The 23,647-nt window shown below is 70.7% G+C and carries 18 protein-coding genes and 1 pseudogene; 2 read left to right on the plus strand and 17 right to left on the minus strand.

Features of this window, described 5'->3' with window-relative positions; all coding sequences use genetic code 11:
- The first annotated feature begins 2 nt into the window (after window positions 1–2).
- A complete protein-coding gene (locus tag ACP4E5_RS11445) occupies window positions 3–1,388 on the plus strand; it encodes an OFA family MFS transporter (protein ID WP_425827604.1) in 1,386 nt (461 codons plus the stop codon).
- A gap of 1 nt (window position 1,389) precedes the next feature.
- On the plus strand, window positions 1,390–2,763 hold the full coding sequence (locus tag ACP4E5_RS11450; protein ID WP_425827606.1) for an OFA family MFS transporter: 1,374 nt from the start codon (window positions 1,390–1,392) through the stop codon (window positions 2,761–2,763).
- A 72-nt stretch (window positions 2,764–2,835) separates the two neighbouring features.
- On the opposite strand, the gene ACP4E5_RS11455 is transcribed toward ACP4E5_RS11450, so the two are convergent.
- The 17 genes and pseudogenes from ACP4E5_RS11455 to ACP4E5_RS11535 form a co-directional block, all read right to left on the minus strand.
- On the minus strand, window positions 2,836–4,011 hold the full coding sequence (locus tag ACP4E5_RS11455) for a sugar phosphate isomerase/epimerase family protein (protein ID WP_425827608.1): 1,176 nt from the start codon (window positions 4,009–4,011) through the stop codon (window positions 2,836–2,838).
- A gap of 86 nt (window positions 4,012–4,097) precedes the next feature.
- Window positions 4,098–5,483, minus strand: a pseudogene (locus ACP4E5_RS11460) (alkaline phosphatase family protein); the annotation flags it as partial.
- Entirely contained in the window at window positions 5,480–6,670 is a 1,191-nt protein-coding gene (eboE, locus tag ACP4E5_RS11465; protein WP_425827610.1) for a metabolite traffic protein EboE, read from the minus strand. The gene eboE and the pseudogene ACP4E5_RS11460, both read right to left, overlap by 4 nt.
- A 3-nt stretch (window positions 6,671–6,673) precedes the next feature.
- The gene (locus tag ACP4E5_RS11470; protein WP_425827612.1) at window positions 6,674–7,525 is read right to left on the minus strand and encodes a TatD family hydrolase; all 852 of its coding nucleotides are present in this window, start codon (window positions 7,523–7,525) and stop codon (window positions 6,674–6,676) included.
- Window positions 7,525–8,190 carry an EboA domain-containing protein gene (locus ACP4E5_RS11475; RefSeq protein WP_425827614.1) on the minus strand — a complete coding sequence of 222 codons (666 nt, stop codon included), beginning with the start codon at window positions 8,188–8,190 and terminating at the stop codon, window positions 7,525–7,527. Before ACP4E5_RS11475 ends, ACP4E5_RS11470 begins: the two co-directional genes overlap by 1 nt.
- Window positions 8,187–9,008, minus strand: coding sequence for a sugar phosphate isomerase/epimerase family protein (locus ACP4E5_RS11480; RefSeq protein ID WP_425841213.1), 822 nt, complete (start codon window positions 9,006–9,008; stop codon window positions 8,187–8,189). Before ACP4E5_RS11480 ends, ACP4E5_RS11475 begins: the two co-directional genes overlap by 4 nt.
- A 119-nt stretch (window positions 9,009–9,127) precedes the next feature.
- The gene (locus ACP4E5_RS11485) at window positions 9,128–10,066 is read right to left on the minus strand and encodes an SCO3242 family prenyltransferase (RefSeq protein ID WP_425841215.1); all 939 of its coding nucleotides are present in this window, start codon (window positions 10,064–10,066) and stop codon (window positions 9,128–9,130) included.
- 110 nt (window positions 10,067–10,176) lie between these two features.
- Window positions 10,177–11,319: an inositol-3-phosphate synthase gene (locus tag ACP4E5_RS11490; RefSeq protein ID WP_425827616.1), complete on the minus strand. Its 1,143-nt coding sequence runs from the start codon at window positions 11,317–11,319 to the stop codon at window positions 10,177–10,179.
- Window positions 11,320–11,466: 147 nt separating this feature from the next.
- A complete protein-coding gene (locus ACP4E5_RS11495; RefSeq protein WP_425827618.1) occupies window positions 11,467–12,006 on the minus strand; it encodes a plasmid pRiA4b ORF-3 family protein in 540 nt (179 codons plus the stop codon).
- Complete coding sequence (locus ACP4E5_RS11500) at window positions 11,996–13,045, minus strand: IS630 family transposase (RefSeq protein WP_425827620.1); 1,050 nt, start codon at window positions 13,043–13,045, stop codon at window positions 11,996–11,998. The genes ACP4E5_RS11495 and ACP4E5_RS11500 overlap by 11 nt, the downstream gene beginning before the upstream one ends.
- A gap of 76 nt (window positions 13,046–13,121) precedes the next feature.
- Entirely contained in the window at window positions 13,122–14,498 is a 1,377-nt protein-coding gene (locus ACP4E5_RS11505; protein WP_425827622.1) for a ThuA domain-containing protein, read from the minus strand.
- A gap of 15 nt (window positions 14,499–14,513) precedes the next feature.
- Complete coding sequence (locus ACP4E5_RS11510; protein ID WP_425827624.1) at window positions 14,514–16,961, minus strand: PQQ-dependent sugar dehydrogenase; 2,448 nt, start codon at window positions 16,959–16,961, stop codon at window positions 14,514–14,516.
- 273 nt (window positions 16,962–17,234) lie between these two features.
- On the minus strand, window positions 17,235–18,233 hold the full coding sequence (locus ACP4E5_RS11515; protein WP_425827626.1) for a sugar phosphate isomerase/epimerase family protein: 999 nt from the start codon (window positions 18,231–18,233) through the stop codon (window positions 17,235–17,237).
- A gap of 27 nt (window positions 18,234–18,260) precedes the next feature.
- Complete coding sequence (locus tag ACP4E5_RS11520; RefSeq protein WP_425827628.1) at window positions 18,261–19,478, minus strand: Gfo/Idh/MocA family protein; 1,218 nt, start codon at window positions 19,476–19,478, stop codon at window positions 18,261–18,263.
- 58 nt (window positions 19,479–19,536) lie between these two features.
- On the minus strand, window positions 19,537–20,586 hold the full coding sequence (locus ACP4E5_RS11525; RefSeq protein ID WP_425827630.1) for a substrate-binding domain-containing protein: 1,050 nt from the start codon (window positions 20,584–20,586) through the stop codon (window positions 19,537–19,539).
- A gap of 20 nt (window positions 20,587–20,606) precedes the next feature.
- Complete coding sequence (locus ACP4E5_RS11530; protein WP_425827632.1) at window positions 20,607–21,617, minus strand: ABC transporter permease; 1,011 nt, start codon at window positions 21,615–21,617, stop codon at window positions 20,607–20,609.
- Between the two features lie 410 nt (window positions 21,618–22,027).
- Complete coding sequence (locus ACP4E5_RS11535; RefSeq protein WP_425841217.1) at window positions 22,028–23,512, minus strand: sugar ABC transporter ATP-binding protein; 1,485 nt, start codon at window positions 23,510–23,512, stop codon at window positions 22,028–22,030.
- Window positions 23,513–23,647 lie beyond the last annotated feature (135 nt).

The following is a 23,647-nucleotide window of genomic DNA, read 5'->3' on the forward strand; positions in this document are numbered from 1 at the left end:
ACATGACAACAACCGATCTGCCGAGTTCCGTCCCCTACAGGGAGGTGACGGACGCCAACGGCCGGATGTACCGCGTTGGCGAGAGCGACATCGACATCATGGGTCGCGGACGCAAGTGGATGGTCATCCTGCCCTGGGTGGGCATGATGGGCATCTCCTCCGCGGAGTACGCGTTCGCGTCCGCAGAGGACACCCTGCACACCGCGCACAACTGGAACAGCGGACACATCTTCTGGATGATGACCGTCTGGGTGTTCTTCCAGGCGGCCGTGGCCATGCCCGCGGGCAGGCTGCGCGAGAGCGGCAAACTACCGGCCCGCTGGGCCATGATGCTCGGCGCCGCGGGAACCTTCCTCGGCTATCTGTCGCTGGCCTTCGCACCGCACGTCATCGTCGCCTACATCGGCTTCAGTGTCTTCAGCGGTATGGGCGCCGGCATGGTGTACGCGACCTGCGTCAACATGGTCGGCAAGTGGTATCCGGAGCGCAGGGGCGGCAAGACGGGCTTCGTCAACGGCGGTTTCGCCTACGGCTCGGTCCCGTTCGTGTTCCTGTTCACCGGGTTCATGGACCTGACCAACTTCCGTTGGGTGCTGGTCTCGGTGGGTGTCCTGCTGGCCACGATGGTCGCCGTCGCGGGCTCCTTCTTCAAGGACCCGCCGAAGAACTGGTGGCCTGCGAACATCGACCCGCTCAACCCTCCGGAGGACCCGCGGGCCCGCCGGTCGCTGGAGAAGAACCCGCCGGCCGTCAAGCAGTACACCCCCATGGAGGCATGGAGGACCGGCCGGGTCGCGCTGATGTGGTTCTGCCTGGCCTGTACGTCGGGTGTGAACATCTTCGGCATCGCCTTCCAGGTCGACATCGGCAAGGAAGCGGGCTTCGCGGGCGGCATCGTGGCGACCGCGATGTCACTCAAGGCGGTCGTCAACGGCACCGGCCGCGGTGTCATCGGCTGGCTGTCCGACCGCTACGGCCGCAAGCAGTGTCTGCTGGCGGTCTGCTTCATCCTGGGCCTCGCCCAGTTCGGCATCATCTGGTCGGCCTCGGAGCAGATCCTCGCGATGTTCCTGATCTTCTCCGCGATCTCCGGCTTCGGTGGCGGCGCGATCTTCCCGATGTTCGCGGCCCTGACCGCGGACTACTTCGGTGAGAACAACAACGCCACCAACTACGGAATGGTCTACAGCTCCAAGCTCGTCTCAGGGCTCGGCGCGGGCATGGGGTCCGTCGTCGTCGGCGCCTGGGGGCACTCCGGTGCGTTCATCCTGGCCGGCTGCATCTCGTTCTTCGCCGGCTTCGTGGCCATCTTCCTGTCCCCGCCCGGTAGGCCCAAGAAGCGTGGGATCCACCCCAACCCACAACCCCTTGGTGAGGAGATGGCTTGATATGACGGCGGAACCTGTCTCCGCTAGCAATACGGCACCGGCTTCGGGGAGCCGGTACCGAGAGATCACCGATGAGCACGGCCGGATCTATCGCGTGGGCGAGACCGACCGCGACATCCTCGGCCACTCCCGCAAGTTCATGGTGTACCTGCCATGGGCCGCGATGATGGCCATCAGTGTCTTCGAGTACGCCTACGGGTCCGCCGAGGACACGTTGTCCTCCGCGCACGGCTGGACGCAGTCCAACACCTTCTGGATCCTGAGCGTCTGGGTGTTCTTCCAGGCAGGTGTGGCGTTCCCGGCCGGCTGGCTGCGGGAGAAGGGCATCATGCCGGCGCGGCGCGCCATGTACGTCGGCGCCTTCATGTGCCTGTTCGGTTTCCTGGCCCTGTCGCACCTGCACAACGTGTGGCTGGCCATCATCGGATTCGGCGTGATCGGCGGGCTCGGCTCCGGGTTCGTGTACGCGACCTGTATCAACATGGTCGGCAAGTGGTACCCGGAGCGCAAAGGCGGCAGGACAGGTTTCGTCAACGGAGGCTTCGCCTACGGCTCGCTTCCGTTCATCTTCATCTTCAACTACGCCTTCGACACGTCGAACTACCACCGGGTGCTCGACATGATCGGCGTGTACGTGCTGGTCGTGGTGCTGGTGTGTGCGTTCTTCTTCCGGGACCCGCCGAAGAACTGGTGGCCCTCGGAGGTCGACCCGCTCGCCAAGTCGGGCAAGAGCGGGGCCGCTCTCACCAAGAACCCGCCCGCCGTACGGCAGTTCACACCCATGGAGGCCATCAAGACCGGCCAGCTGCCCCTGATGTGGCTCAGCCTGGTCCTCACGGCAGGTGTGTCGATCTTCGGCATCTCCTTCCAGGTCGACTTCGCCAAGGAGGTCGGCTTCGGTCCGCTCGTCGCCGCCTCGTCGATGGGTGTCATGGCTGTCATCAACGGCGTCGGCCGTGCCGTTGTCGGCTGGATGTCGGACCTGTGGGGCCGCAAGGCGAGCCTGATCCTCGTGATCGTCGTCCTGGGTCTCGCCCAGTTCGGCATCATCTGGGCGGGCGACATCCACAGCGAGGCCCTGTTCCTGGTCTTCGCGTTCCTGTCCGGCTTCGGCGGCGGTGCGTTCTACCCGATGTTCGCGGCGCTGACCCCGGACTACTTCGGGGAGAACTTCAACGCCACCAACTACGGCCTGGTGTACAGCGGCAAGCTCATCAGCGGCCTGTTCGGCGGCGGCCTCGGCTCGATGGTGGTCGGCGCCTGGGGCTACAACGGGGCGTACGCCCTGGCCGGCGGGATCTCCATGCTGGCGGCGCTCGTGGCCCTGCTGCTGCGGCAGCCGGGGCGGAACGAGAAGGCGGTGTCATTGGCATGATCACGTAACACGTGTCCGTGACAGCTGAGTGGGGCCCGGCCGGGCGGCCGGGCCCCACTCATGCGCCGGGTCCTACTTCCGCAGGGCCGCGAGGTTGTCGTAGCCGATGCGGGCGTGGGTCAGGGACTGGGCGGGGTCGGTGGAGCTGGGCGCGTTGTCCTGCTCGACCATGGGGTTGTGGTAGTTGCGGGCGCCGACCCGCTTGAAGAACGTCCGGTAGTCGATGACACCTTCGCCGAAGGGCACCATGTCGTAGCCCATGCCGTTGGTGTCGTTGCGGGTGCCGTCCTTCGCGTGGAAGAGCGGGTAGCGCGCGTTGTGGGCGACGACGAGGGCGGCCGGGTCGAAGACCTTCTCGCGCGTGGAGCCGTCGTGCGCGGTGTAGGTGTGGAACTTGTACTGGGCCACGTGCGCCCAGAAGATGTCCATCTCCAGCCACACCGTCTTCGGGTCGCTGATCCGCAGGAAGTACTCGAGCTTGCGGATGCCGGAGCTGCGGGTCGGGCGGCCCTGGTCGTCGAGCGGCCCGCCGTCGGTGAGGAACCCGTACGCGGCGTCGTGGTTGTGCGTGTAGAGCTTGAGACCCGCGCGGTCGGCGATCCGCCCCAGCGCGTTCCACTTGTCGGCGGCGACGTCCCAGTCCGCCTTGTACGAGCTGCCGGTGGGGTCGCCGCCGGTGCCCATGTGGTCCATGCCGAGGATGTTCGCGATCTCCAGGTGCTTCTTGAACTGGTCGGTGTCGGCCTGCGTGAGCGGCCAGGACGACGGGATGAAGCCGTGGTTGCCCTGGGCGCGAAGACCGTACTCGTCGAGCCACGAACGCAGCAGCTTGGCGCCCTCGACGGACTCCAGGTTGGCGCCTCCTGGCGCGTTGGCGTGCTGGCCGTAGCCGGCGAACTCGACCTGCCGGTACCCGTAGCGGGCCAGCTCCTTGAACACCTCGCGGAAGCCGGAGGGCAGGTCGGTGCTGAGCGGGTCGCGGCCGGTGGCGTCGCGCACGGTGTAGAGGATGATGCCGCGCTTGTCGGCGGGGACGAGGCGGGTGCCGGGGCCGCCGCCTCCGGCCTTCGCGTTCGGCTGGGCGAGTGCGGGGGCCGCGCCGAAGACGGGTGCGGCGATGGCGGCGCCGGCTGCCGCGGTGCACGTGCTGAGGAAGCGGCGGCGGTTGATGCCGAGGCGGGTTCTGAGGGCGTCGTCGGGGCCGGCCGCTTCGTCGGGGCCGGGGGTGGTGGTGCGGGAGTCGGTCACGGGTGCCTTCTCTCGGTCCGGGTGTCTTGGCTGATCCGGGCGTTGTCAGTGGCGTGTGCTTCACTCTCTGTAACTGGTGCTGTTGCTCCTGCCAGTTCGAGGAGCAGGGCTTTCACATCGGTGGCCGCGACGCGGCCAGGGAACGCGTGGGGGGTGGAGCACAGGATGAGCGGACCTTCTTCCTCGCTCGCCGGGAGGCGGCCATGGCTGCCGCGAATAGGTGAGGCGTCCAGCGGGACGACCGCCATGCGGTAGCGCATGCCGAGCTTCTTGCGGGCGAGGGCGGTGGCCGCCTTGACCTTCACATAGGGGTCGAGGGGGTCCATGAAGAGTTCGACCGGGTCGTAGCCGGGTTTGCGGTGGATCTCGACGAGCTGCGCGAAGTCGGGCGCGCGGGCGTCGTCGAGCCAGTAGTAGTACGTGAACCAGGCGTCGGCGTCGGCGATGGCGACGAGTTCGCCGGAGCGCGGGTGGTCGAGGTGGTGCGCCTTCTTGCGCTCGTCGTCGAGGAGTCGCTCGATGCCGGGAAGCTCGGCGAGCGCCTCGCGGGTGGCGTCGAGGTCCTCGGGGCGGCGTACGTAGATGTGCGCGATCTGGTGGTCGGCGACGGCGAAGGCGCGCGATGCCATCGGGTCGAGGTACTCCATGCCGTCCTGCGTGTGCACCTCGAGCAGTCCGGCGCGGCGCAGCGCCCGGTTGATGTGGACGGGGCGGTCGGCGCGAGTGATGCCGTACTCGGACAGGGCGACGACGGTGCGGCCTTCGGCGCGGGCGTCGTCCAGGAGCGGTGCGAGGGCGGCGTCGAGATCGGCGGCGGCCTGGAGGGAGCGCGGGTCGTCGGGGCCGTAGCGCTGCAGGTCGTAATCGAGGTGCGGGAGGTAGCTCAGGATCAGGTCGGGGTGGCGGGTGGCCAGGACGTGGCGGGTGGCGTCGATGATCCACCGGCTGGAGACGAGGTCGGCGCCCGGACCCCAGAAGTGGAACAGGGGGAACGTGCCGAGTTTCTCGGTGAGTTCGTCGTGCAGGGCCGGGGGCCGGGTGTAGCAGTCGGGTTCCTTGCGGCCGTCGGCGTAGTAGACGGGACGGGGAGTGATGGTGATGTCGGTGTCGGCGCCCATGGCGTACCACCAGCAGATATTGGCGACCGTGTAGCCGGGGTGGGCGCGGCGGGCGGCGTCCCAGAGTTTGTCGCCGCCGACGAGGCCGTTGTGCTGGCGCCACAGCAGCACGTCACCGAGTTCGCGGAAGTACCAGCCGTTGCCGACGATGCCGTGCTCGGCGGGCATCGTGCCGGTCAGGAACGTGGACTGGGCGGCGCAGGTGACGGCGGGCAGCACGGTGCCGAGGGATGCCTTCGTGCCGGACTGGCCGATGCGCTTGAGGTGCGGCATGTGGTCGAGCAGGCGGGGGGTGAGGCCGACGATGTCGAGGACGAGGAGCGGGGTGGGACCGGTGCTGGGCGTGCCGGTCATGGCAGCTCCTTCAAGCCGAGGTCGGTCAACAGGTCGCGTGCCAGGGCGAGTTCAGCGGCGATCCCGTCGGCGAGCTGCTGGCGTCCGCGTGGGCGCAGGGCCGGCGGCAGGGCCTGCCAGGTGTAGGTCTCGACCTCCAGGTGGCGGGTGAGCGGGTGGGCCGTGCCGACGAGGCGGGTCAGCGTGTCCTTGAGGACGTCGAGCGTGGAGATGAGGGGCGCGGCGGGGGCCGCGTGCAGGGGGACGTGGAAGTGGGCGCGCCACGGCACGCCCCGCGGGAGTCGCCGCGGCTTGTCCTGTCCGGCGTCCGCCAGGGCTTCGCCCAGGTCGTCGACGCCGTGCAGGGTGCCGTCGGCGTGGGCGCGGGTCTGGTGCAGGAAGCGGGGTTCGTCGAACGCGGCGAGCGCCGAGCGGACTTCGGGCAGATGGGGGTGTTCGGCATGGAGGGCGGCGGAGAGCTGTGCCTTCACGACGGGGACGCGGGCCGCGGCCAGGGCGTCGAGCGCGGCGTCGGGTCGTTCGAAGGAGGTGGCGAGGTGGCAGGTGTCGAGGCACAGGCCGACGCGGTCGGTGCGGGCGATGTCGGTGAGGGGGCCGATGGCGTCGGCGGTGGTCTCGACGACGCAGCCGGGTTCGGGTTCCAGGCCGATGCGGATCGAGCGGCCGGTCAGCTCCTCGATGGTGTCGAGGCGTTCGGCGAGGGTGCGCAGGGCGGTGCGGGCCCGTTCGGCGCGCTGCGGGTCGTGGGCGGTGCGCCAGGCCAGCGGCAGGGTGGAGACGGTGCCCTCGGTGGCGTCGGCGGGCAGCAGGGCGCCGAGCAGCCGGGCCAGGTCGATGGTGTGGGTGAGGCGCTCCTGGTCGGCCCAGTCCGGTTTGTAGACGCGGTACTTGACCTCCGCGGCGCCGAAGCCCTCGTAGGGGAAGCCGTTGAGGGTGACGACCTCGAGGCCGCGCCGGTCGAGTTCGGAGCGCAGTCCGCGCAGGGCGGTGGGGTCGGTGATCAGGGCGCGGGCGGCGTCCCTCGCGAGCCACAGGCCGATGCCGAGGCGGTCCCTGCCGAGGCGTTTGCGCACGGGTTCGCAGTGGTCGCGCAGTTGGGCGAGGACGCCGTCGAGGGTCTCGGCGGGGTGCACGTTGGTGCAGTACGCGAGGTGGACGGTGGAGCCGTCGGGGTGCCTGAAGCGCATGCGTCACTCACCGCCGCGCAGGACCGAGTTGCCTTCGTGGGTGACGGTTTCCGCGGGTGGCACGTCGAGTCGCAGGCGGTCGCTGAGTCCGTAGAAGGCGACGGGGTTGCGCCACAGCACGTGGTCGACGTCGTCGTCGGTGAAGCCGGAGGCGAGCATGGCGTCGGCGACCTTGCGGGTCTTGAGCGGGTCGCTGTTGCCCCAGTCGGCAGCGGAGTTGACGAGGACCTTCTCCGGGCCGTGGACGCGCAGGATCTCCACCATCCGGGCCTCGTCCATCTTGGTGTCGGGGTAGACGGAGAAGCCGAGCCAGGCCCCGGAGTCCTTGGCCTCCTTGACGGTGGTCTCGTTGAGGTGGTCGACCAGGACGCGCTCGACGGGCAGCGCGGACTCGCGGACGACGTCGAGGGTGCGGCGCAGCCCTGCGAGCTTGTCGCGGTGCGGGGTGTGCACGAGGGCGGGCAGGCCGTGGTCCGCGGCCAGTTGGAGCTGGGCGGCGAGCGCGGTGTCCTCGGCGGCGGTCATCGAGTCGTAGCCGATCTCGCCGACGGCGACGACGTTGTCCTTCGCGAGGTAGCGGGGCAGCGTGTCGAGGACGGGGGTGCAGCGCGGGTCGTTCGCCTCTTTGGGGTTGAGGGCGATCGTGCAGTGGTGTGCGATGCCGTACTGGGCGGCGCGGAAGGGCTCCCAGCCCAGGAGGGAGTCGAAGTAGTCGTAGAAGGAGGCGGGCGAGGTGCGGGGCTGGCCGAGCCAGAAGGCCGGCTCCACGAGGGCCCGCACACCGGCGGCGTGCATCGCCTTGTAGTCGTCGGTGGTGCGCGAGGTCATGTGGATGTGGGGGTCGAAGATGCGCATCAGGACTCCTTGCCGTGGGGATCGACCCGGCCGTCGGTCGAGGACTCGGGTGCGGTCAGGGCCAGGACGCGGTGCAGGTCGTCGGGGACGGCGCGCCCCGCGGCGGTGCGTTCGTCGGCGAAGTCGGCCAGCATGCGGGCGAGTTCACCGTCGCCGCGAGTGCGGTCGGCCAGCCGTGCCACGGCGTCCACCGGCACCCCGGTGAACAGACACTTGAGGACGGCGTGCCGCCACGCGTGGGCGGGCAGGTGGGCGGCGGCGTACGGTCCGACGGCGGCCGCCACCAGGCGGGTGTCGTTGGCGCGCAGGGCGTCCTCGATCAGCGGGCGGGCGTCCGGGCCTTCCACCAGGTGGGGCAGGGCGAGCAGTACGGCGCGGCGTTCGGCGGCGGTGCCCTGCGCGTACAGCGCGGAGAGGGTGGCGGTGTCGGCGCGGGCGGCGTGCAGCAGCAGGAGCCGGGCGGCGTCCGCGTGCGCGTCACCGACGCGGCGTCCGGCCTCGGCGAACCGCAACTCCCATGCGGGGATGCCACGTTCGGCCGTGGCGGCGACGGTGTGGGCGGCCGCCGCGTCGGTGAGTGCCGCGTCCAACCAGGCACGGGCAGCGGAGTCGAGACGATCACGGAGGGCGTCGAGGGCCGGGAGGGTGCCGGTGCTGTCCGTCATGGTGTGCCTCCTCGCGGTGCCGGCCGGGCCGCAGCCCGCAGGAAGTCGAGTGACTGGGCGGCCAGTTGGGGCCCCGCGTGGGAGTGGCGAGGGAGTTCGACGACGGTCAGACCCTGGTATCCGGTGGCGGCGAGTGCGCCGAGGACGGCCGGAAAGTCGATCTCCCCTTCCCCGAACGGAAGATGCTCATGGACGCCTCGGCGCATGTCCTCGATCTGCACATGCCGCAGCCAGGGCGCCGCCGCTCGGACGCAGTCGGCGGGAGGCAGCGGTTCCAGGCACTGGCAGTGCCCGATGTCGAGGGTCAGGCCGAGCCCCTCGGGGTTGCCGAGGATGCGGCGCAGCCGATGGAAGTCGTCGAGCGTGGCGAGGAGATGACCGGGTTCCGGCTCGACGGCGAGCGGGACACCGGCGGCGTCGGCCGCTTCCAGTACGGGGGCGAGTGCCGCGCCGAGCCGCTTCCAGGCCGTGTCCGGTTCGGTGCCGTCGGGGATGACGCCGCTGAAGCAGTGCACCGCGTGGGCGCCCAGGTCGGCGGCCACCTGGACGGCACAGACGAGCAGTCGGATACGGGAGGCCCGGGCGTCGGGGTCCGGGTCGAGGAGGGAGGGGCCGTGCTTGCGGCGCGGGTCGAGAACGTAACGTCCGCCGGTCTCCACGGTGGCCGTGAGCCGGTACCGGTCCAGTGCACGGGCCACGTCGCGGGTGCGGGCCGCGAGGTCCGGAGCGAGGGGGTCGAGGTGCATGTGGTCGAGGGTGAGCCCGACACCGTCGTAGCCGAGGTCGGCGAGCAGGGCGAGTGCGTCGGCGAGCCGCAGATCGGTGAGGCCGTTGGTGCCGTAGCCCCAGCGGGGCGGGGTGGGTTCGAGGGCGGACGCCCCGACATGGCCGGTCCGCGGAAGCCGCGTGGCGGAGCCGGTGCCGGACGGTGGCGGAGTCACGTGATGCTCACCTTCTTCGCGAAGCGGCGGGGCAGGGGCGTGAGGGTGAGGGTGGCGAGCGCGGTCATGGGGGCGCCGGAGCGGGCGGCCAGCGCGGACTGGAGGGGCACGAGGGCACGGATGCCGGCGCCGACGGCGCGTTGGGTGAGCTGGGGTGACGGATTGAGGGCGGCGTGGAAGAGGGGGCGCAGCGCGGTGGCGGCGTACGCGGCGACGGGGAGGGCGACAGCGATCGGAGCGGACCGCGTGGGCTTGGCCCACGGGTGGCGAGTACGTGCACCGGGCCGCTCCCGAGGCAGGCTCCCGGCCCTCGTGCTGAGGAGCGCCACCGCGATGCCGACGCCTGCGCCCAGGGCGGTCAGCGGACCAGTACTGGCCCCACCCTGGGCCTCCGTACGGGAAACGGTGGTCACGGCGGTGGTGTGGATGGCGAGGGTGAGGGCCGCGGTGAGGGTCGGGGCCAGGGCGTCGTGTGGCCCCGACCGGGCGGTGGTTGCCGTGACACCCGGGCCCGGGACGCAGCCTGACCGCGGCGGCCCGGTGGCCGTTGCGCCCATCAGGAGGTCGAGGGCGCGGGCCGCGCCCATTGCGGCCGGGCCCGCCGCGGTGTGCTTCAGGCGTAGGTCGTACGCCCACACCGTCGCCGCGAGGGCCGTGGCCACCGCGCCGGTCGTCCGGTTGGCGCGGCAGGCCAGGGCCAGGCCCGTGCCGGTCAGCGCCCCCGCCGCCGCCAGGGCGTGGGCCGGTCGGACGCGTCCCGAGGGCAGTGGGCGGTGGGGGCGGTCGCGGGCGTCCTCGTCCCGGTCGGCCCAGTCGTTGAGCGCCATGCCCGCCGCGTACAGGCTGAGGGAGGCGCCGACGGCGAGGAAGGTGCCGCGCGTGGGTCGGGACCCGTATCCGCTCGCGGCCGCCCCGGCCAAGGCGTCGCCGGGCACGGTGAACAAGGCGGGTAGGCGCAGGAGTTCGACCCAGGCCCGACCACGGCGCCGCGGACGGGGAACCTCGTCCCGGTTCCCGTCGGCAGGCCCCCCGGTCGGTGTCGCGCTCACGATGCGTCGTCTCGTAGGCGGTGGGCGAAGGCGAGGAGGGATGCGTACTGGTGGTCCAGGTCGGAGGACGCGCCGGGGTCGGGGGCTTTGAAGTAGAAGCCCAGTTCGGGGCGGGGGCCGGTCAGGCCGGACTGCGCGGCGCGCAGCAGGAGGCGGGCGAGGTCGAGGACGAGGGGTGCGGCGAGAGCCGAGTCGCAGCCCTGCCACGTGGTCTGAAGGGTCATCCGGGCGCCGAGGAAGCCGTCGAAGGCGATGTGGTCCCACGCCGTCTTCCAGTCGCCGAGCGCAGGGACGTCGTCGATGTGGACCTCGCCCTGCGGGACGGCGCCGAGGGTGTCGGCGAGGACGCGTTCCTTGCCGGCGTTCTTGGCGGCGGCAGCGGCCGGGTCGGCGAGGGCCGCACCGTCGCCGCCGCCGAGGAGGTTGGTGCCGGACCAGGCGCGCACGTCGAGCGCGCGCCTGCGGAACATCGGGCCGAGCACGGACCGCAGCAGCGTCTGCCCGGTCTTGCCGTCGCGGCCCGCGAAAGGGACGCCCGCGGTGTGCGCCGCGTGCTGAAGAGAGGGGTGGTGGAGTCCCGTGGAGGGGGTGAAGTTGATGTACGGGCAACCGGCGCGAAGGGCCGCCGCCGCGTACAGGGAGCTGGCCGGGAGGAGGTCGCCGCGCGGCGGCGCCTCGGTGGAGGCGACGTTCACGACGACAGCGCCGGCCAGGGCATGGCGTCGTACGAAGGCCTGGATGTCCGCGGCGAAGGCGGCGATCAGCTCGTTCTGGGGACGGTCGTCGCCAGGAAGCGGTCCGCCGGGCCTGATCTCGCGGTCGGCGGCGGCGAGTTCGCCCTGCACCGCGCCCGGCAGCCCGTGCGGCAGCACTCCCCCGGCGGCGAGGTGTTCGGCGCGTTTGGGCAGCGGGCAGTCGAGGGTGTCGTGGCCGCCGAAGACGAGGGAGGTCAGGGGCGGCAGGGGCACCGTGGTGAACGGCTCGGTCTCCGTGACCATCCCGGACGGTGGATGCAACCCGGCAGCGATGGCGGCGCAGCCCGAGATCGCCGTGGTCGCGACGGACCCGCGGGCCCCGATGAGCCACACACCGAACCGCGGGCCGGTCGAGGATGGAGGGCGGGACGGTCCGGCGGACATGGGCAGCCTCCTAGTCGAGCGTGAAGCCGGTCGTGAAGCCATGCATGACGTCATGCGGTGGGGCAGGGCAAGGCGGCGGGCGGGGGTCCGGCGTCCCTCGCCCGCCGCCGTCCTAGTGCTGCGCCGCGGAAGTTCTGCCGGTGGCCGTCAGGCGGCAAGGCGTTTGTTGGCGTCCTCGACGTCGAACTGGCTGGGGTCGAAGGCGCTGCCGACCCACTCCAGGAGTTCCTCGTGTTCTTCATGGTCGGGATCGGTGATGGCCTCGATGAAGTTCGCGTAGCCCCACGGACCACCGCAGTCCTCGGGTGGGCAAGCCCGGCGACCGGTCAAGCAGCGGGGGTAGGCCGTTCCCGGGTCCCGGGGCAGGGTCTCTTCCACCTCGATGCGGTGCACCCAATCGTCACCGAAGTCGTAGGTGTAGCTGATCTTGTCCCCGACTGCGGGCGCGACGGCGTAGAGCGGGACCTTGCGTTCGTCGCGGTGGCCGAGCTCGCTGTCGCGGCGCCCGTAGTCGCCGGCCGGGGTCTCAAAAAGGTGCATGTGGTAGTTCTCCCAGCCCATCGCGGTCTGGATCACCAGGTGCAGGCGGTCGAGCGTGAGGTCGGCCGGGACCTGCAGTCGTCGCCAGATCGGCGGGTGGGTGCCGGCCAGGGTGACCTTGATCTGCAGGACGGAGTCAGTGGGCATGGCACGGTTCCTTCGCAGCGGCGGCGCTTTCGTGCCCAGTCTGGCGGGGCCGACCGTTGTAGTTCCAACTAAACGGGTGGGCAGTCTCGTTGTGGATGACGGCAAAGTCGGTGACTTTCTCCAGCAGGTCGGTGCGTGAGGAGAAGTCCCCGTGGCGCAGGACGGCACGGGCCAGGAGAGAGAAGAAGATTTCCACCTGGTTCAGCCAGGAGGCGTGCTTGGGGGTGTAGTGCGTCACGATCCGGGGATGTCGCCTCAGCCAGGCCCGGGTGGCCTTGGAGGTGTGCGAGGCGCCGTTGTCCAGGACCAGATGGACCGTCAGCCCGGCCGGGATGCACCTGTCCAGCCGCGCCAGGAACTTCACGAAGTGCGCGGAGTCATTGCGTGGCAGCTCGTCCACGACGACCTGCCCGGTGTGCACGTCCAGCGCGGCGGTGACCGAGACGGTGCCATGACGGACGTACTCAAACTCCCGCAGGCGCACCCGGCCGGGGCCGGGCAGCCGGTCGGGGTGCCTGCGGGAGCGGGCGGCCATCGCGGTCTTCTCATCCACCGAGAGCACCACCGATTCCGGCGGGTGGTTGCGGTAGAGGGCGCACACCTCGGCCGCCCTGGTGAAGAAGTGTGGGTCGGCGGGCCGGGTCAGCCAGCCGCGGACCCGGTGCGGCTTGACCTGGAGCGCGGCAAGGATGCGTCCGACCTGGGAGACGGAGACGCCCGTGTCGGCCAGGCGATCTGCGATCAGCCGGTGCGACCAGCCGTCGTAGGGACGAGGTGGGGTGCTGGTGGCCGTCGCCACGATCCGCAGCCGAACCTCCGGACCGTAAACGGGCGGCCTGCCCGAGCGGGGCCGGTCCTCCAGTCCGGCCACTCCCTCCCTGGTGAACCGGTCCCGCCACCGCACCACCGTGGAGACATCCACTCGCACGATCTCCGCTATCCGCCAGACAGGGCACCCTCCCGCAGCCAGCAGCACTATGTGCGCACGGCGGGCGGCACGCTGCGGGGTGGTGTGCGCACGCACCCGGTCCTCCAGCACACGCCGATCATCGGGATCCAAGACCATGCCGGGTCAACGAGCCGATGGCCATCGGCGGAACTTCCGCGGCGCAGCACTAGTCGCCCGCGCCGGGCAGTGCGCCCGCGTCGGACGCGGCGGTGAGTTCCTTCAGGCGGATCTCGCGGAAGGACACCTGGTCGGAGTCGCCGTGGTTCTGCAGACCGATGTAGCCGTCGGTCAGGCTCCGCTCGGGGTCCTTGTTGGTGAAGTCGTTGACCTCGACCCCGTTGAGGAACACCTGGAGGCGCTCGCCCCGCACCTTGATCTCGTACGAGTTCCACTCCCCCGGCGGCTTCAGTGCCTTGTCACGGGCCTTGAGGTCGGCGGACTGGAAGGAGTAGATCGCGCCGGTGGTGCGGTCGGGTGCGTCGGTGGCGTCGATCTGGATCTCGTAGCCCTTGTCGACGGCCGACCAGGGGTCGTCGGAGGCCGGGAAGCCCACGAAGACACCGGAGTTGTCGTCGCCGCCGGCGCTCGCCATCTTCCAGTCGAGCTTCAGGGAGTACGACTTCAGCTCCTTGGCCTGGTACCAGAGCAGGCCCATCCCGCCGTGGGAGTCGACCGTTCCCTTCGAGGGATCCACGGTGAAGCCGCCGGGCCCCGCCTGCTTCCAGCCGTCGAGCGTCTCGCCGTTGAAGATGTCCCGGTAGCCGGTGTTCGGGCGGCAGTTGGCCGAGACCTGCCCGGTGGCGTACTTCAGACCGCCGAGCAGATGACCGCGGAACGCGGGGTCGGCGTAGGACTCCTTGGTGTGTCCGCCGCCGGTGTAGAAGGCGCGGCCGCCTCCGTAGTTCTGGCACCAGGCGATCGGATGATCGCCGTTCATGGTGCCGCCGGAGTACGTCGTCTCGTCGAGCGAGGCGAGGACGTGCACCTTGTCGCGCGGGTTGGAGCGGTAGTTGTACCACTCGTCGGTGCGCTGCCAGGCGTCCGGCAGTTCGCGGGTCGCCGGGTGGTGACGGTCCTCGACGCGGACCGTGGCCGGCTGGATCGCCGGGTGTCCTTGGAACCAGGCTCCGACGAGGCCGCCGTAGTAGTCCCAGTCGTACTCGGTGTCGGCGGCGGCGTGCACGCCCAGGTAGCCGCCGCCCTTGGCGACGTAGCCCTCGAACGCCTTCTGCTGCGTGGCGTCGAGCACGTCGCCCGTGGTGGAGAGGAAGACGACGGCCTTGTACCGGGCGAGGTTGCCCGGGGTGAAGGCCGTCGCGTCCTCGGTGGTGTCGACGGCGAGGCGGTCGGCGGCGCCGAGTTCCTTCAGCGCTGCGATGCCCTCGGGGATGGAGTCGTGCCGGAACCCGGCGGTCTTGGAGAACACCAGGACCCGGTCGCGGGCCCCGGCGCCCTGGGGCGCCGAGGTGGCCGGGGCCGTGAGCCCGCCGATGAGCAGGGCGGCGGCGGCCGTCGCGAGGCCTATGCGTACGGAGGTGCGCATGCTGTCCTGCTCCTCTCAGCTCGTGGTGAACGTGAAGTCGTCGATCTCGAACAGGGGTCCGCCACCCGAGCCCTTGAAGACCAGGTAGAGCGTGGTGCTCTTGGTGGGCGGCTTGCTGATCGCCGTGGTGACGTCGGTGTACGTCTCCCAGGAGCCGGTCGGTGCGACCTTGGCGCTGCCGACGAGCTTGCCGGTGGCCGAGCCGGTGCGGATCTCCAGGGTGCCGCCGCTGCCGGCCGAGGCGACGCGCGCCTTCAGGGACTTGGCGTTACCGATCATGTACGGCTTGAAGGAGATCCAGTCGCCGTTGTCGATGGTGCCGACGGCCTTGCCGCCGTGGGCCGACTCGTGGCCGACGACGGACACACCCTTGGAGTCGCCGTAGTGCTCGGCCTGGCGCTGCTTCTGCTGGGTGACGTGCTGGTCGTGCGTGGTGAGGGCCGGCTGGCCGTTCGCGCCCTTGTCGGTGTACTCGGCGTCGAACACGCCGAAGACGTTGGCGTTCGGGTCGTGTTCGCCGTCGGCGCTGGTCTGGATGGTGCCGGAGCAGCCGGTGGCCGAGGTGATCGGGTGGCCGTGGCTGTCATGGCCGAGGATGTGCGTGACCTTGACCTTGGAGCAGTCGATGGCCCCGTCCTCCGGGTCGGTGACCTTCACCTTGAAGGGGACCTTGTCGCCGAAGGTGAACAGCTGGCCGTCGGCGGGGAGTTCCAGGGTCACCTTGGGCGCGGTGTTGCCGACGACGAGGTGCACATCGGCGCTGCCGGTGCGGCCCGTGGTGTCCTTGGCGGTCACGGTCGCGGTGTAGGTGCCGTTCTTCTTGTAGGTGTGGCTGGGCGAGGCTCCGGTGCCGGTGGTGCCGTCGCCGAAGTTCCAGGAGTACGTGAGCGCGTCACCGTCGGCGTCCGAAGCCGTGGAGGTGAACTGCGCCTTCAGGGGCGCCTGTCCGGAGGTCTTGTCGGACTTGGCGTCGATGGTCGGCGAGTGTCCTTCGGTGGCGTTCTCGATGCGGTACAGGGCGGAGTGCTCGTCGCCGCCGAACCAGGAGAGGCCGTAGTCCAGGACGTACAGCGCGCCGTCGGGGCCGAACGCCATGTCCATCACCTGGGTGCCGGTCCAGGGGAACGGGTTGATCGAGGTGACCTTGCCGTCGGCGTCCTGCTCGATCCGCTTGATCCACTGGCGGCCGAACTCGCCGGCGAAGAAGTCGCCGTCGTACGCCTCGGGGAACTTCACCGGGGAGGTGTTGGCGGCGTCGTAGCGGTAGACGGGGCCGCCCATCGGGGACTCGGAGCCGGAGCCGAACTCCGGGAGGGAGCTGCCGTCGTAGGGGATCCAGGCGGCCTGCGCGGGCGGCAGGTCGGTGAGGCCCGTGTTGTGCGGCGAGGTGTTCTTGGGCGCCGCGCAGTCGAACTTGGCGCCGGAGGCCTGCGTACCGAAGTCGTAGTCCACGTAGGCGTCGTTGGCGCCGGTGCAGTACGGCCAGCCGAAGTTGCCGGCCTTCGTCACGCGGGCGAACTCGACCTGGCCCCCGGGTCCGCGGGCGGGGTCGGCGGTGCCGGCGTCGGGCCCGTAGTCGCCGACGTAGACGGTTCCTGTGGGCTTGTCGACGCTCATCCGGAACGGGTTGCGGAAGCCCATCGCGTAGATCTCGGGGCGCGTCTTGTCGGTGCCGGGGGCGAACAGGTTGCCGTCGGGGACGGTGTACGAGCCGTCGGCGGCGACCTTGACGCGGAGGATCTTGCCGCGCAGGTCGTTGGTGTTGCCGGCCGAACGCTGGGCGTCGTAGGCCGGGTTGCGGGTGCTGCGCTCGTCGATGGGTGTGTAGCCGTCGGAGGCGAAGGGGTTGGAGTCGTCGCCGGTCGACAGGTACAGGTTGCCGTCCTTGTCGAAGTCGATGTCGCCGCCGACGTGGCAGCAGATGCCGCGGGACGTGGCGACGTCGAGGACCTTCTTCTCGGAGTCCTTGTTCAGCGTGCCGTCCGCGTTCAGCGTGAAACGGGAGAGCCGGTTGTAGCCGTCGAAGGGCGCGAAGTCGGCGGCGGTCCCGTCGTTGGGGGCGTCGCCCGCCGGGGTGTTCAGCGGGGGCGCGTAGTAGAGGTAGATCGCGCGGTTCTCGCTGAAGTGCGGGTCGACGCCGACGCCTTGGAGGCCCTCTTCGTCGTGGGAGTAGACGTCGAGCTTGCCGGCGACCTTGGTGGTGCCGTTCTCGTCGGTCAGGCGCAGCACGCCGTCGCGCGAGGTGTGCAGGACCTTGCGGTCCGGGAGGACGGCCAGCGACATCGGTTCGCCGACCTCCTCCGCGCCCTTGGCGAGGGTGACCTGCTGGAAGTCCTCGGCCGCGGCCGTGCCGGCAACGGGCGCGGGGGCCGCGGCCGCCGAGAAGGTGAGCGAGGCGGCGGCGAGCAGGGTGCCGGTGAGCAGGGCGAGTGCGTTGCGCGTTCTCAGGCGTTTCCTGTGCACGGGTTCCTCCGGACAGAGGTGCGGGTCGTGCGATACGCCGGGGCGCGCCGTCGCCCCGGAGGGATCTGTGCCGTGAGTGCGATGTGTGTGCCGTGCGGTGCTTGCGGTGGTTGCGGTCGTTCGGGGGAGGACGCTAGCCGCGTTTGTCCCGTTCGAACAGACCATGTGCAGCGGGGAGTTGAGCTTTTTCCTACCTCAGGACAAAGCCGGTTCCGGGCGTGGTTCAGCGGCCGCGCGACCACTGGGTCCGGTCGCGCGGCTCGGGCGGCCTGTTCAGCTGTTGAACGCCGCGTCGAAGGACGCGGTGGGCGGCTCGTAGTCGAACGCCTTGAGGCGGGTCAGCGCCTCGGGGGCGCCCTGGAGGCGGTCCATGCCCGCGTCCTCCCACTCCACCGAGATCGGCCCGGAGTAGTCGATGGAGCGGAGCATGCGGAACACGTCCTCCCAGGGGACGTCCCCGTGCCCGGCGGACACGAAGTCCCAGCCGCGGCGCGGGTCTCCCCACGGGAGGTGGGAGCCGAGCCGGCCGTTGCGGCCGTCGAGGCGCTTGCGGGCCTCCTTGCAGTCGACGTGCAGGATGCGGTCGCGGAAGTCGTAGAGGAAGCCGACCGGGTCGAGGTCCTGCCACACGAAATGGGAGGGGTCGAAGTTCAGGCCGAAGGCCCGCCGGTGGTCAACTGCCTCCAGTGCCTTGTGCGTTGTCCAGTAGTCGTAGGCGATCTCGCTCGGGTGGACCTCGTGCGCGAAGCGGACGCCCTCGGCGTCGAACACGTCGAGGATGGGGTTCCAGCGTTCGGCGAAGTCCTCGTAGCCGCGCTCGATCATCGACTCGGGCGCGGGCGGGAACATGGCGACCAGATGCCAGATGGCCGACCCGGTGAAGCCGATGACGGTGTCGACGCCGAAGGCGGCGGCCGCGCGGGCGGTGTCCTTGATCTCGGCGGCGGCCCGCTGGCGGACGCCCTCGGCCTCGCCGTGCCCCCAGATCCGGGCGGGCAGGATCGCCTCGTGGCGTTCGTCGATGATGGCGTCGCAGACGGCCTGGCCGACGAGGTGGTTGGAGATGGCCCAGCACTTGAGGCCGTACTTGTCGAGCAGGGCGTGGCGCCCCTTGATGTAGCCGGGGTCGTCGAGGGCCTTGTCGACCTCGAAGTGGTCTCCCCAGCAGGCGAGTTCGAGGCCGTCGTACCCGGCGTCGCGGGCGATGCGGCACACGTCCTCGAGCGGCAGGTCGGCCCACTGGCCGGTGAAGAGGGTGAAGGGGCGGGGCATGGGTGGCTCCTCTCGGGTCGGGGGCCCTCAGGCGGGAACGGGGGTGTAGACGGAGTTCTTGGCCGCGCTCTCCTCGACCGCCGCGAGGACGCGCTGCACCTGGAGACCGTCGGCGAACGAAGGCCGGGGCTGTACCCCTTCGGCGATGGCGGTGACGAGGTCGCGGGCCTGGTGGGTGAACGTGTGCTCGTAGCCGAGTCCGTGGCCGGGCGGCCACCAGGCGTCCAGATAGGGGTGGCCGGGCTCGGTGGCGAGGATCCGGCGGAATCCGGCGTGCTCGGCGGGTTCGGTGTGGTCGTGGAAGGACAGTTCGTTGAGGCGTTCCAGGTCGAAGGCCAACGAGCCGTGGGAGCCGTTGAGTTCGACGGTGAGCGCGTTCTTGCGGCCGGTCGCGAACCGGGTGGCCTCGAAGGAGGCGAGCGCGCCGGAGGCGAACCGGCCGGTGAACAGGGCCGCGTCGTCGACCGTGACGGGGCCGGTGCCGGCGCCGTCGGCTCCGGTCGCAGAGAGTCCGGAGGACGCCCCGCCCGGGAGCGGGCGTTCTCGGACGAAGGTCTCGGTGAGCGCGGAGACACCGGCCAGGGGTTCGCCCGCGAGGTACTGGGCGAGGTCCACGGCGTGCGCGCCGAGGTCGCCGAGGGCGCCGGTGCCCGCGTGCGGTTTCTGAAGCCGCCAGGTGAGCGGGAAGGCCGGGTCGACGAGCCAGTCCTGGAGGTAGTGGGCGCGGACGTGCCGCAGGGTGCCGATGCGCCCGTCGGCGACCAGCTGGCGGGCGAGCGCGAGGGCCGGAACGCGTCGGTAGTTGAAGCCGACCATCGCCAACTGGCCGCGCGCCGCTGCCCGTTCGGCGGCCTCCGCCATCGCCTCCGCCTCCTCCACCGAGTTGGCGAGCGGCTTCTCGCACAGCACGTGCTTGCCGGCCTCCAGGGCGGCGACGGCGATCTCGGCGTGGCTGTCGCCCGGAGTACAGATGTCGACCAGGTCGACGTCGTCCCGGGCGATCAGCGCCCGCCAGTCGGTCTCGGCCGCGGCCCACCCGAGCCGGTCGGCCGCGGCGCGCACCCCCGCGGCGTCGCGGCCGCAGATGGCGGCGAGTCCGGGCCTGAGCGGCAGGTCGAAGGCGTGGCCCACGGTGCGCCAGCCCTGCGAGTGGGCGGCGCCCATGAACGCGTACCCGACCATGCCGATACCCAGGACGGGCTTGCCTACCCCGTCGTTACTGGTCCCGTCGTCCGTGCTTGCCATGCAGAAGTCCTCCTCGTCCGCGCGGTGTTCGCTGACCCTCCAGTCCTACGGGCGGGGCTCACTTGAAGCCAGTGGGCATGTACTGGTCGACGTTCTTCTTGTCGACGACGGCCGAGTACAGGGTCACGTGGGCGGGGATCTCGAACTCGGCCATGCCGCTGATGCCCTTGCCCTGGCCGAGCGCGCGGGCCAGGTCGATCGCGGAGGCGGCCATGGTCGGCGGGTAGAGCACGGTGGCCTTCAGGACGCTGTTGTCGGCCTCGATGGCCTGCATCGCGGAGAGCGCGCCCGCGCCGCCGACCATCAGGAAGTCGTCGCGTCCTGCCTGCTTGATGGCGCGCAGGGCGCCGACGCCCTGGTCGTCGTCGTGGTTCCACAGGGCGTCGAAGTTCTTCTGCGCCTGGAGGAGTTGGGCCATCTTGGCCTGCCCCGACTCGACGGTGAACTCGGCGGCCTGCCGGGCCACCTTCTTGATGTTGGGGTAGTTCTTCAGGGCGGCGTCGAAGCCCTCGGTGCGCTGTTTGGTGAGTTCGAGGTTGTCGAGCCCGGCGAGCTCGACGACCTTCGCGTTCTTCTTGTCCTTGAGCTGTTCGCCGATGTACTGACCGGCACTCAGGCCCATGCCGTAGTTGTCGCCGCCGATCCAACAGCGGTACGCCTGAGGGGTGTTGAAGATGCGGTCGAGGTTCACGACGGGGATCCCGGCACGCATCGCCTTCAGGCCCACCTGGGTCAGCGCCTTGCCGTCGGCGGGCAGCACGACGAGGACGTCGACCTTCTTGTTGATGAGGGTCTCGACCTGGCCGATCTGCGCGGCGGTGTCGTTGGAGCCCTCGGTGGTCTCCAGGGTGACGTCCGCGTACTTCTTGGCGCGCTCCTTGGCGTTGTCGTTGATGGCGTTGAGCCAGCCGTGGTCGGCCTGCGGCCCCGCGAAGCCGATGGTGACCTGCTTGCCCTTCTTGTCGTCGGCGACGGGCTGGTCGGCGGTCTTCTTGTCGTCGCCCTTGTCACTGGGCTCGTTGCTGGTGCAGGCGGTGAGCAGTCCGCCCGCGGTGACGGCCGCGGCCGCGCCGAAGATCAGTCCCCGGCGGCTCGTTGTCTCTGGCATGGCGTGTCCCTTTCCGCGTTTCAATGGGAAGTGCTGGCCGTGCGCCGCTGCACCAGGACCGCCACGACGATGATGGCGCCCTTGGCGATCTGCTGGACGTCGCTCTGCAGGTTGTTCAGCGCGAAGATGTTCTGGATCGTGGTGAAGATCAGGACGCCGAGGACGGAGCCGACGATGGTGCCTCGCCCGCCGGTGAGCAGGGTGCCGCCGATGATGGCGGCGGCGATGGCGTCGAGTTCGTAGAGGTTGCCGTTGGTGTTCTGTCCCGAGCCGGAGAGCACGATCAGCAGGAAGGCCGCGATGCCGCAGCACAGGCCGGAGAGCAGATACAGATAGAGGCGCTGGCGGCGTACGTCGATGCCGGCGAGGCGGGCCGCCTCCGCGTTGCCGCCGACGGCGACGGTGCGGCGGCCGAAGGTGGTGCGGTTGAGGACCAGCCAGCCGATCACGGTGACCGCGACGAACACGAGCACCAGGGGCGGGATCCCGAGGACGTACGAGTCGCGCTCGCCGAGCTTCAACACCCCTGGCACGGTGACCATTTGGGTCTTGCCGTCGGTGATCTGGAGGGCGAGTCCGCGGCCCGAGGCGAGCATCGCGAGCGTGGCGATGAACGGGACCATGCCGCCGTATGCGATCAGCACCCCGTTGACGAGGCCGCAGCCGACGCCGACGAGGATCGCCGTGAACAGGATGCCGACGAATCCGTACTCCTGGGTGGCGACGGTGGTGGCCCAGACACCGGCGAGGGCGACGATCGCGCCGACGGAGAGGTCGATCCCGCCGGAAATGATCACGAAGGTCATGCCGACGGTGACGACGCCGATGACGGACGCCTGGGTGAGGACGAGCTGGAGGTTGTCCGTGTCCAGGAAGGAGTCGGGCTGGGTGATGCCGCCGATCACGAGGAGCGCGGCGAGCACGCCGAGCAGTGACAGGGTGCGGACGTCCATCCGGGCGACGCGGGGTCGATGCCTGACCGGGGCGTCCTCGGGGGCCGCCGGCTTGGTGGCGGATGCGGTGTGCGTCATGACGCCAGGTCCCTTCGGGGGGCGGGTGGGGTCGGCCGGGTCGGGCGTTGCCACCGGGGGCGGTTCGGCCCGCCGGCCCCGGGCGACCTGCGGCGGTTCGGCCCGCCGGCCACCGACGCCATGCGGCGGCTCCGGCCCCGCGCCGGCCGCCGTGGCAGTCCCCTCGACGGCGCCCTCGCCATCCGTCGGCGCCCGCCGCACGCCAGGGACCTCCGCGCCGGACGGCTCCGCCCCTGCGGCAGAACCAGCCCCACCAGGCACTCCCGCCCCCGCGGCGGAGCCCTCCCCGGCAGGGCGTCCGCCTGCCCCGGCAGGGGGTGGTGTGTTCGTGGGGTGGTGGGTCTCCGTGGAGGAGTCGGCGGGCGGCTCGGGCCCGGTTTCCTCGCGCGGCGTCCCCTCCGGTGTCCCCGTCATCGTGCCCCCTCCAGCACCAGGTCCAGCACTGCGTGTTCGTCCAGGTCGGTCGCCGGTGACTCGTGGATGACGCGGCCCTCCCTGAGGACCAGGACCCGGTCGGCGAGGCCGAGTACCTCGGGGACCTCGCTGGAGACGAGGAGGACGGCGAGGCCCTCGTCGGCGAGGCGGCGGATGACCGCGTACAGCTCGGCGCGGGAGCCGACGTCGACGCCGCGGGTCGGCTCGTCGAGCAGCAGCACCCGGCAGCCGCGCAGCAGCCAGCGGGCGAGCACGGCCTTCTGCTGGTTGCCGCCGGAGAGCGTGCGCACCGGCACGGTGGGGTCGTCGGGGCTCAGGGACAGTTCACGGGTGGCGCCGCGCGCCGCCTCGCGCTCTCGGCCGCGATCCAGCCAACCCCCGTAGGAGAAGCGGGACATGGACGAGACCGAGACGTTGCGGGTGACCGATTCGAGCATCATCAGGGCCTGCGCCTTGCGCTCCTCGGGGGCGAGCCCGAGCCCCGCCCGGACGGCGGCTCGGACACTTCCCGAGCGCAACTGCCGTCCGCCTACGCTGATCTGACCGGCCGTCGGTTTGCGGGCCCCGTAGATCGTCTCCAGGATCTCGGAGCGCCCCGAGCCCACCAGCCCGGCCAGGCCGACGATCTCGCCCGGGCGGAGGTCGAGGTCGAAGGGCGCGAACTCCCCTGTGCGGGTGAGGCCTTGGACCTTCAGGACGGGATCCGTGTGCGGCCCCGTGTTGGGCCGGTCCGGGAAGACGTACTCGACGTTGCGGCCCGTCATCAGGGAGATGATGTCGCGGGTGGGTGTGCTTTCGGCGGGCAGGCCGACGGCCACCGCGCGGCCGTCCTTGAGGACGGTGACGCGGTCGCCGATGCGGCGGATCTCCTCCAGGCGGTGCGAGATGTAGACGACGGCGACACCCTCGGCGGTGAGGTCGCCGACGATCCGGAAGAGGTTCTCGACCTCGTCGGGGTCGAGCGCGGCGGACGGCTCGTCCATGACCATGAGCCGTACGTCGTGGGAGAGCGCGCGGGCCATGGAGACGATCTGCTGGTGGGCGGCGGACAGGTCGCCGACGAGGCGCTCGGGATCGATCTCCGGGTGGCCGAGCCGCCGGAGCAGCGCGGCCGTCTCGGTCCGGGCGGCGCGCCCGCGCACGACGAATCCGGCGGAGGTCGGCTCGTGCCCGAGGAACACGTTCTCGGCCACGGACAGGGCCTCCACCAGGTCGAGTTCCTGGTAGATGGTGGCGATGCCGAGGCGCATCGCGGCGATCGGCGAGCGCAGCGCGACGTCGGCGCCGTGCCAGGTGATGACGCCGTCGTCGGGCTGGTGCGCCCCGGCGAGGACCTTGATCAGGGTCGACTTCCCGGCGCCGTTCTGGCCGAGCAGGCAGTGCACCTCCCCGGCCTGGACCTCCAGGTCGACGCCGTCCAGGGCGCGCACGCCGGGGAACGACTTGGTGATGCCTGACATGGTGAGCAGCGGTGGTGGTGCGGAGGCCGTATCGGGTCCCATGACGGTTCCCCTCGGGGCGGGTGCGGGCCGGTTTCAGGGCAAAACAGGCAGGGCGGGGCTGAGCGCCGTACAAGCCGTACAAGGTGTGCGTGG

The sequence above is a fragment of the Streptomyces fractus genome (assembly GCF_049844455.1).
Classification (GTDB): domain Bacteria; phylum Actinomycetota; class Actinomycetes; order Streptomycetales; family Streptomycetaceae; genus Streptomyces; species Streptomyces fractus.

Bases quoted from the DNA above. Each gene is read 5' to 3' on its own strand.
- ACP4E5_RS11450 (WP_425827606.1), top strand. From the start codon at position 1,390: ATGACGGCGGAACCTGTCTCCGCTAGCAATACGGCACCGGCTTCGGGG.
- ACP4E5_RS11530 (WP_425827632.1), bottom strand. From the start codon at position 21,617: ATGACGCACACCGCATCCGCCACCAAGCCGGCGGCCCCCGAGGACGCC.
- ACP4E5_RS11520 (WP_425827628.1), bottom strand. From the start codon at position 19,478: ATGGCAAGCACGGACGACGGGACCAGTAACGACGGGGTAGGCAAGCCC.
- ACP4E5_RS11505 (WP_425827622.1), bottom strand. From the start codon at position 14,498: ATGCGCACCTCCGTACGCATAGGCCTCGCGACGGCCGCCGCCGCCCTG.
- ACP4E5_RS11515 (WP_425827626.1), bottom strand. From the start codon at position 18,233: ATGCCCCGCCCCTTCACCCTCTTCACCGGCCAGTGGGCCGACCTGCCG.
- ACP4E5_RS11470 (WP_425827612.1), bottom strand. From the start codon at position 7,525: ATGCGCATCTTCGACCCCCACATCCACATGACCTCGCGCACCACCGAC.
- ACP4E5_RS11475 (WP_425827614.1), bottom strand. From the start codon at position 8,190: ATGACGGACAGCACCGGCACCCTCCCGGCCCTCGACGCCCTCCGTGAT.
- ACP4E5_RS11495 (WP_425827618.1), bottom strand. From the start codon at position 12,006: ATGCCCACTGACTCCGTCCTGCAGATCAAGGTCACCCTGGCCGGCACC.
- ACP4E5_RS11535 (WP_425841217.1), bottom strand. From the start codon at position 23,512: ATGTCAGGCATCACCAAGTCGTTCCCCGGCGTGCGCGCCCTGGACGGC.
- ACP4E5_RS11445 (WP_425827604.1), top strand. From the start codon at position 3: ATGACAACAACCGATCTGCCGAGTTCCGTCCCCTACAGGGAGGTGACG.
- ACP4E5_RS11490 (WP_425827616.1), bottom strand. From the start codon at position 11,319: ATGTCCGCCGGACCGTCCCGCCCTCCATCCTCGACCGGCCCGCGGTTC.
- eboE (WP_425827610.1), bottom strand. From the start codon at position 6,670: ATGCGCTTCAGGCACCCCGACGGCTCCACCGTCCACCTCGCGTACTGC.
- ACP4E5_RS11525 (WP_425827630.1), bottom strand. From the start codon at position 20,586: ATGCCAGAGACAACGAGCCGCCGGGGACTGATCTTCGGCGCGGCCGCG.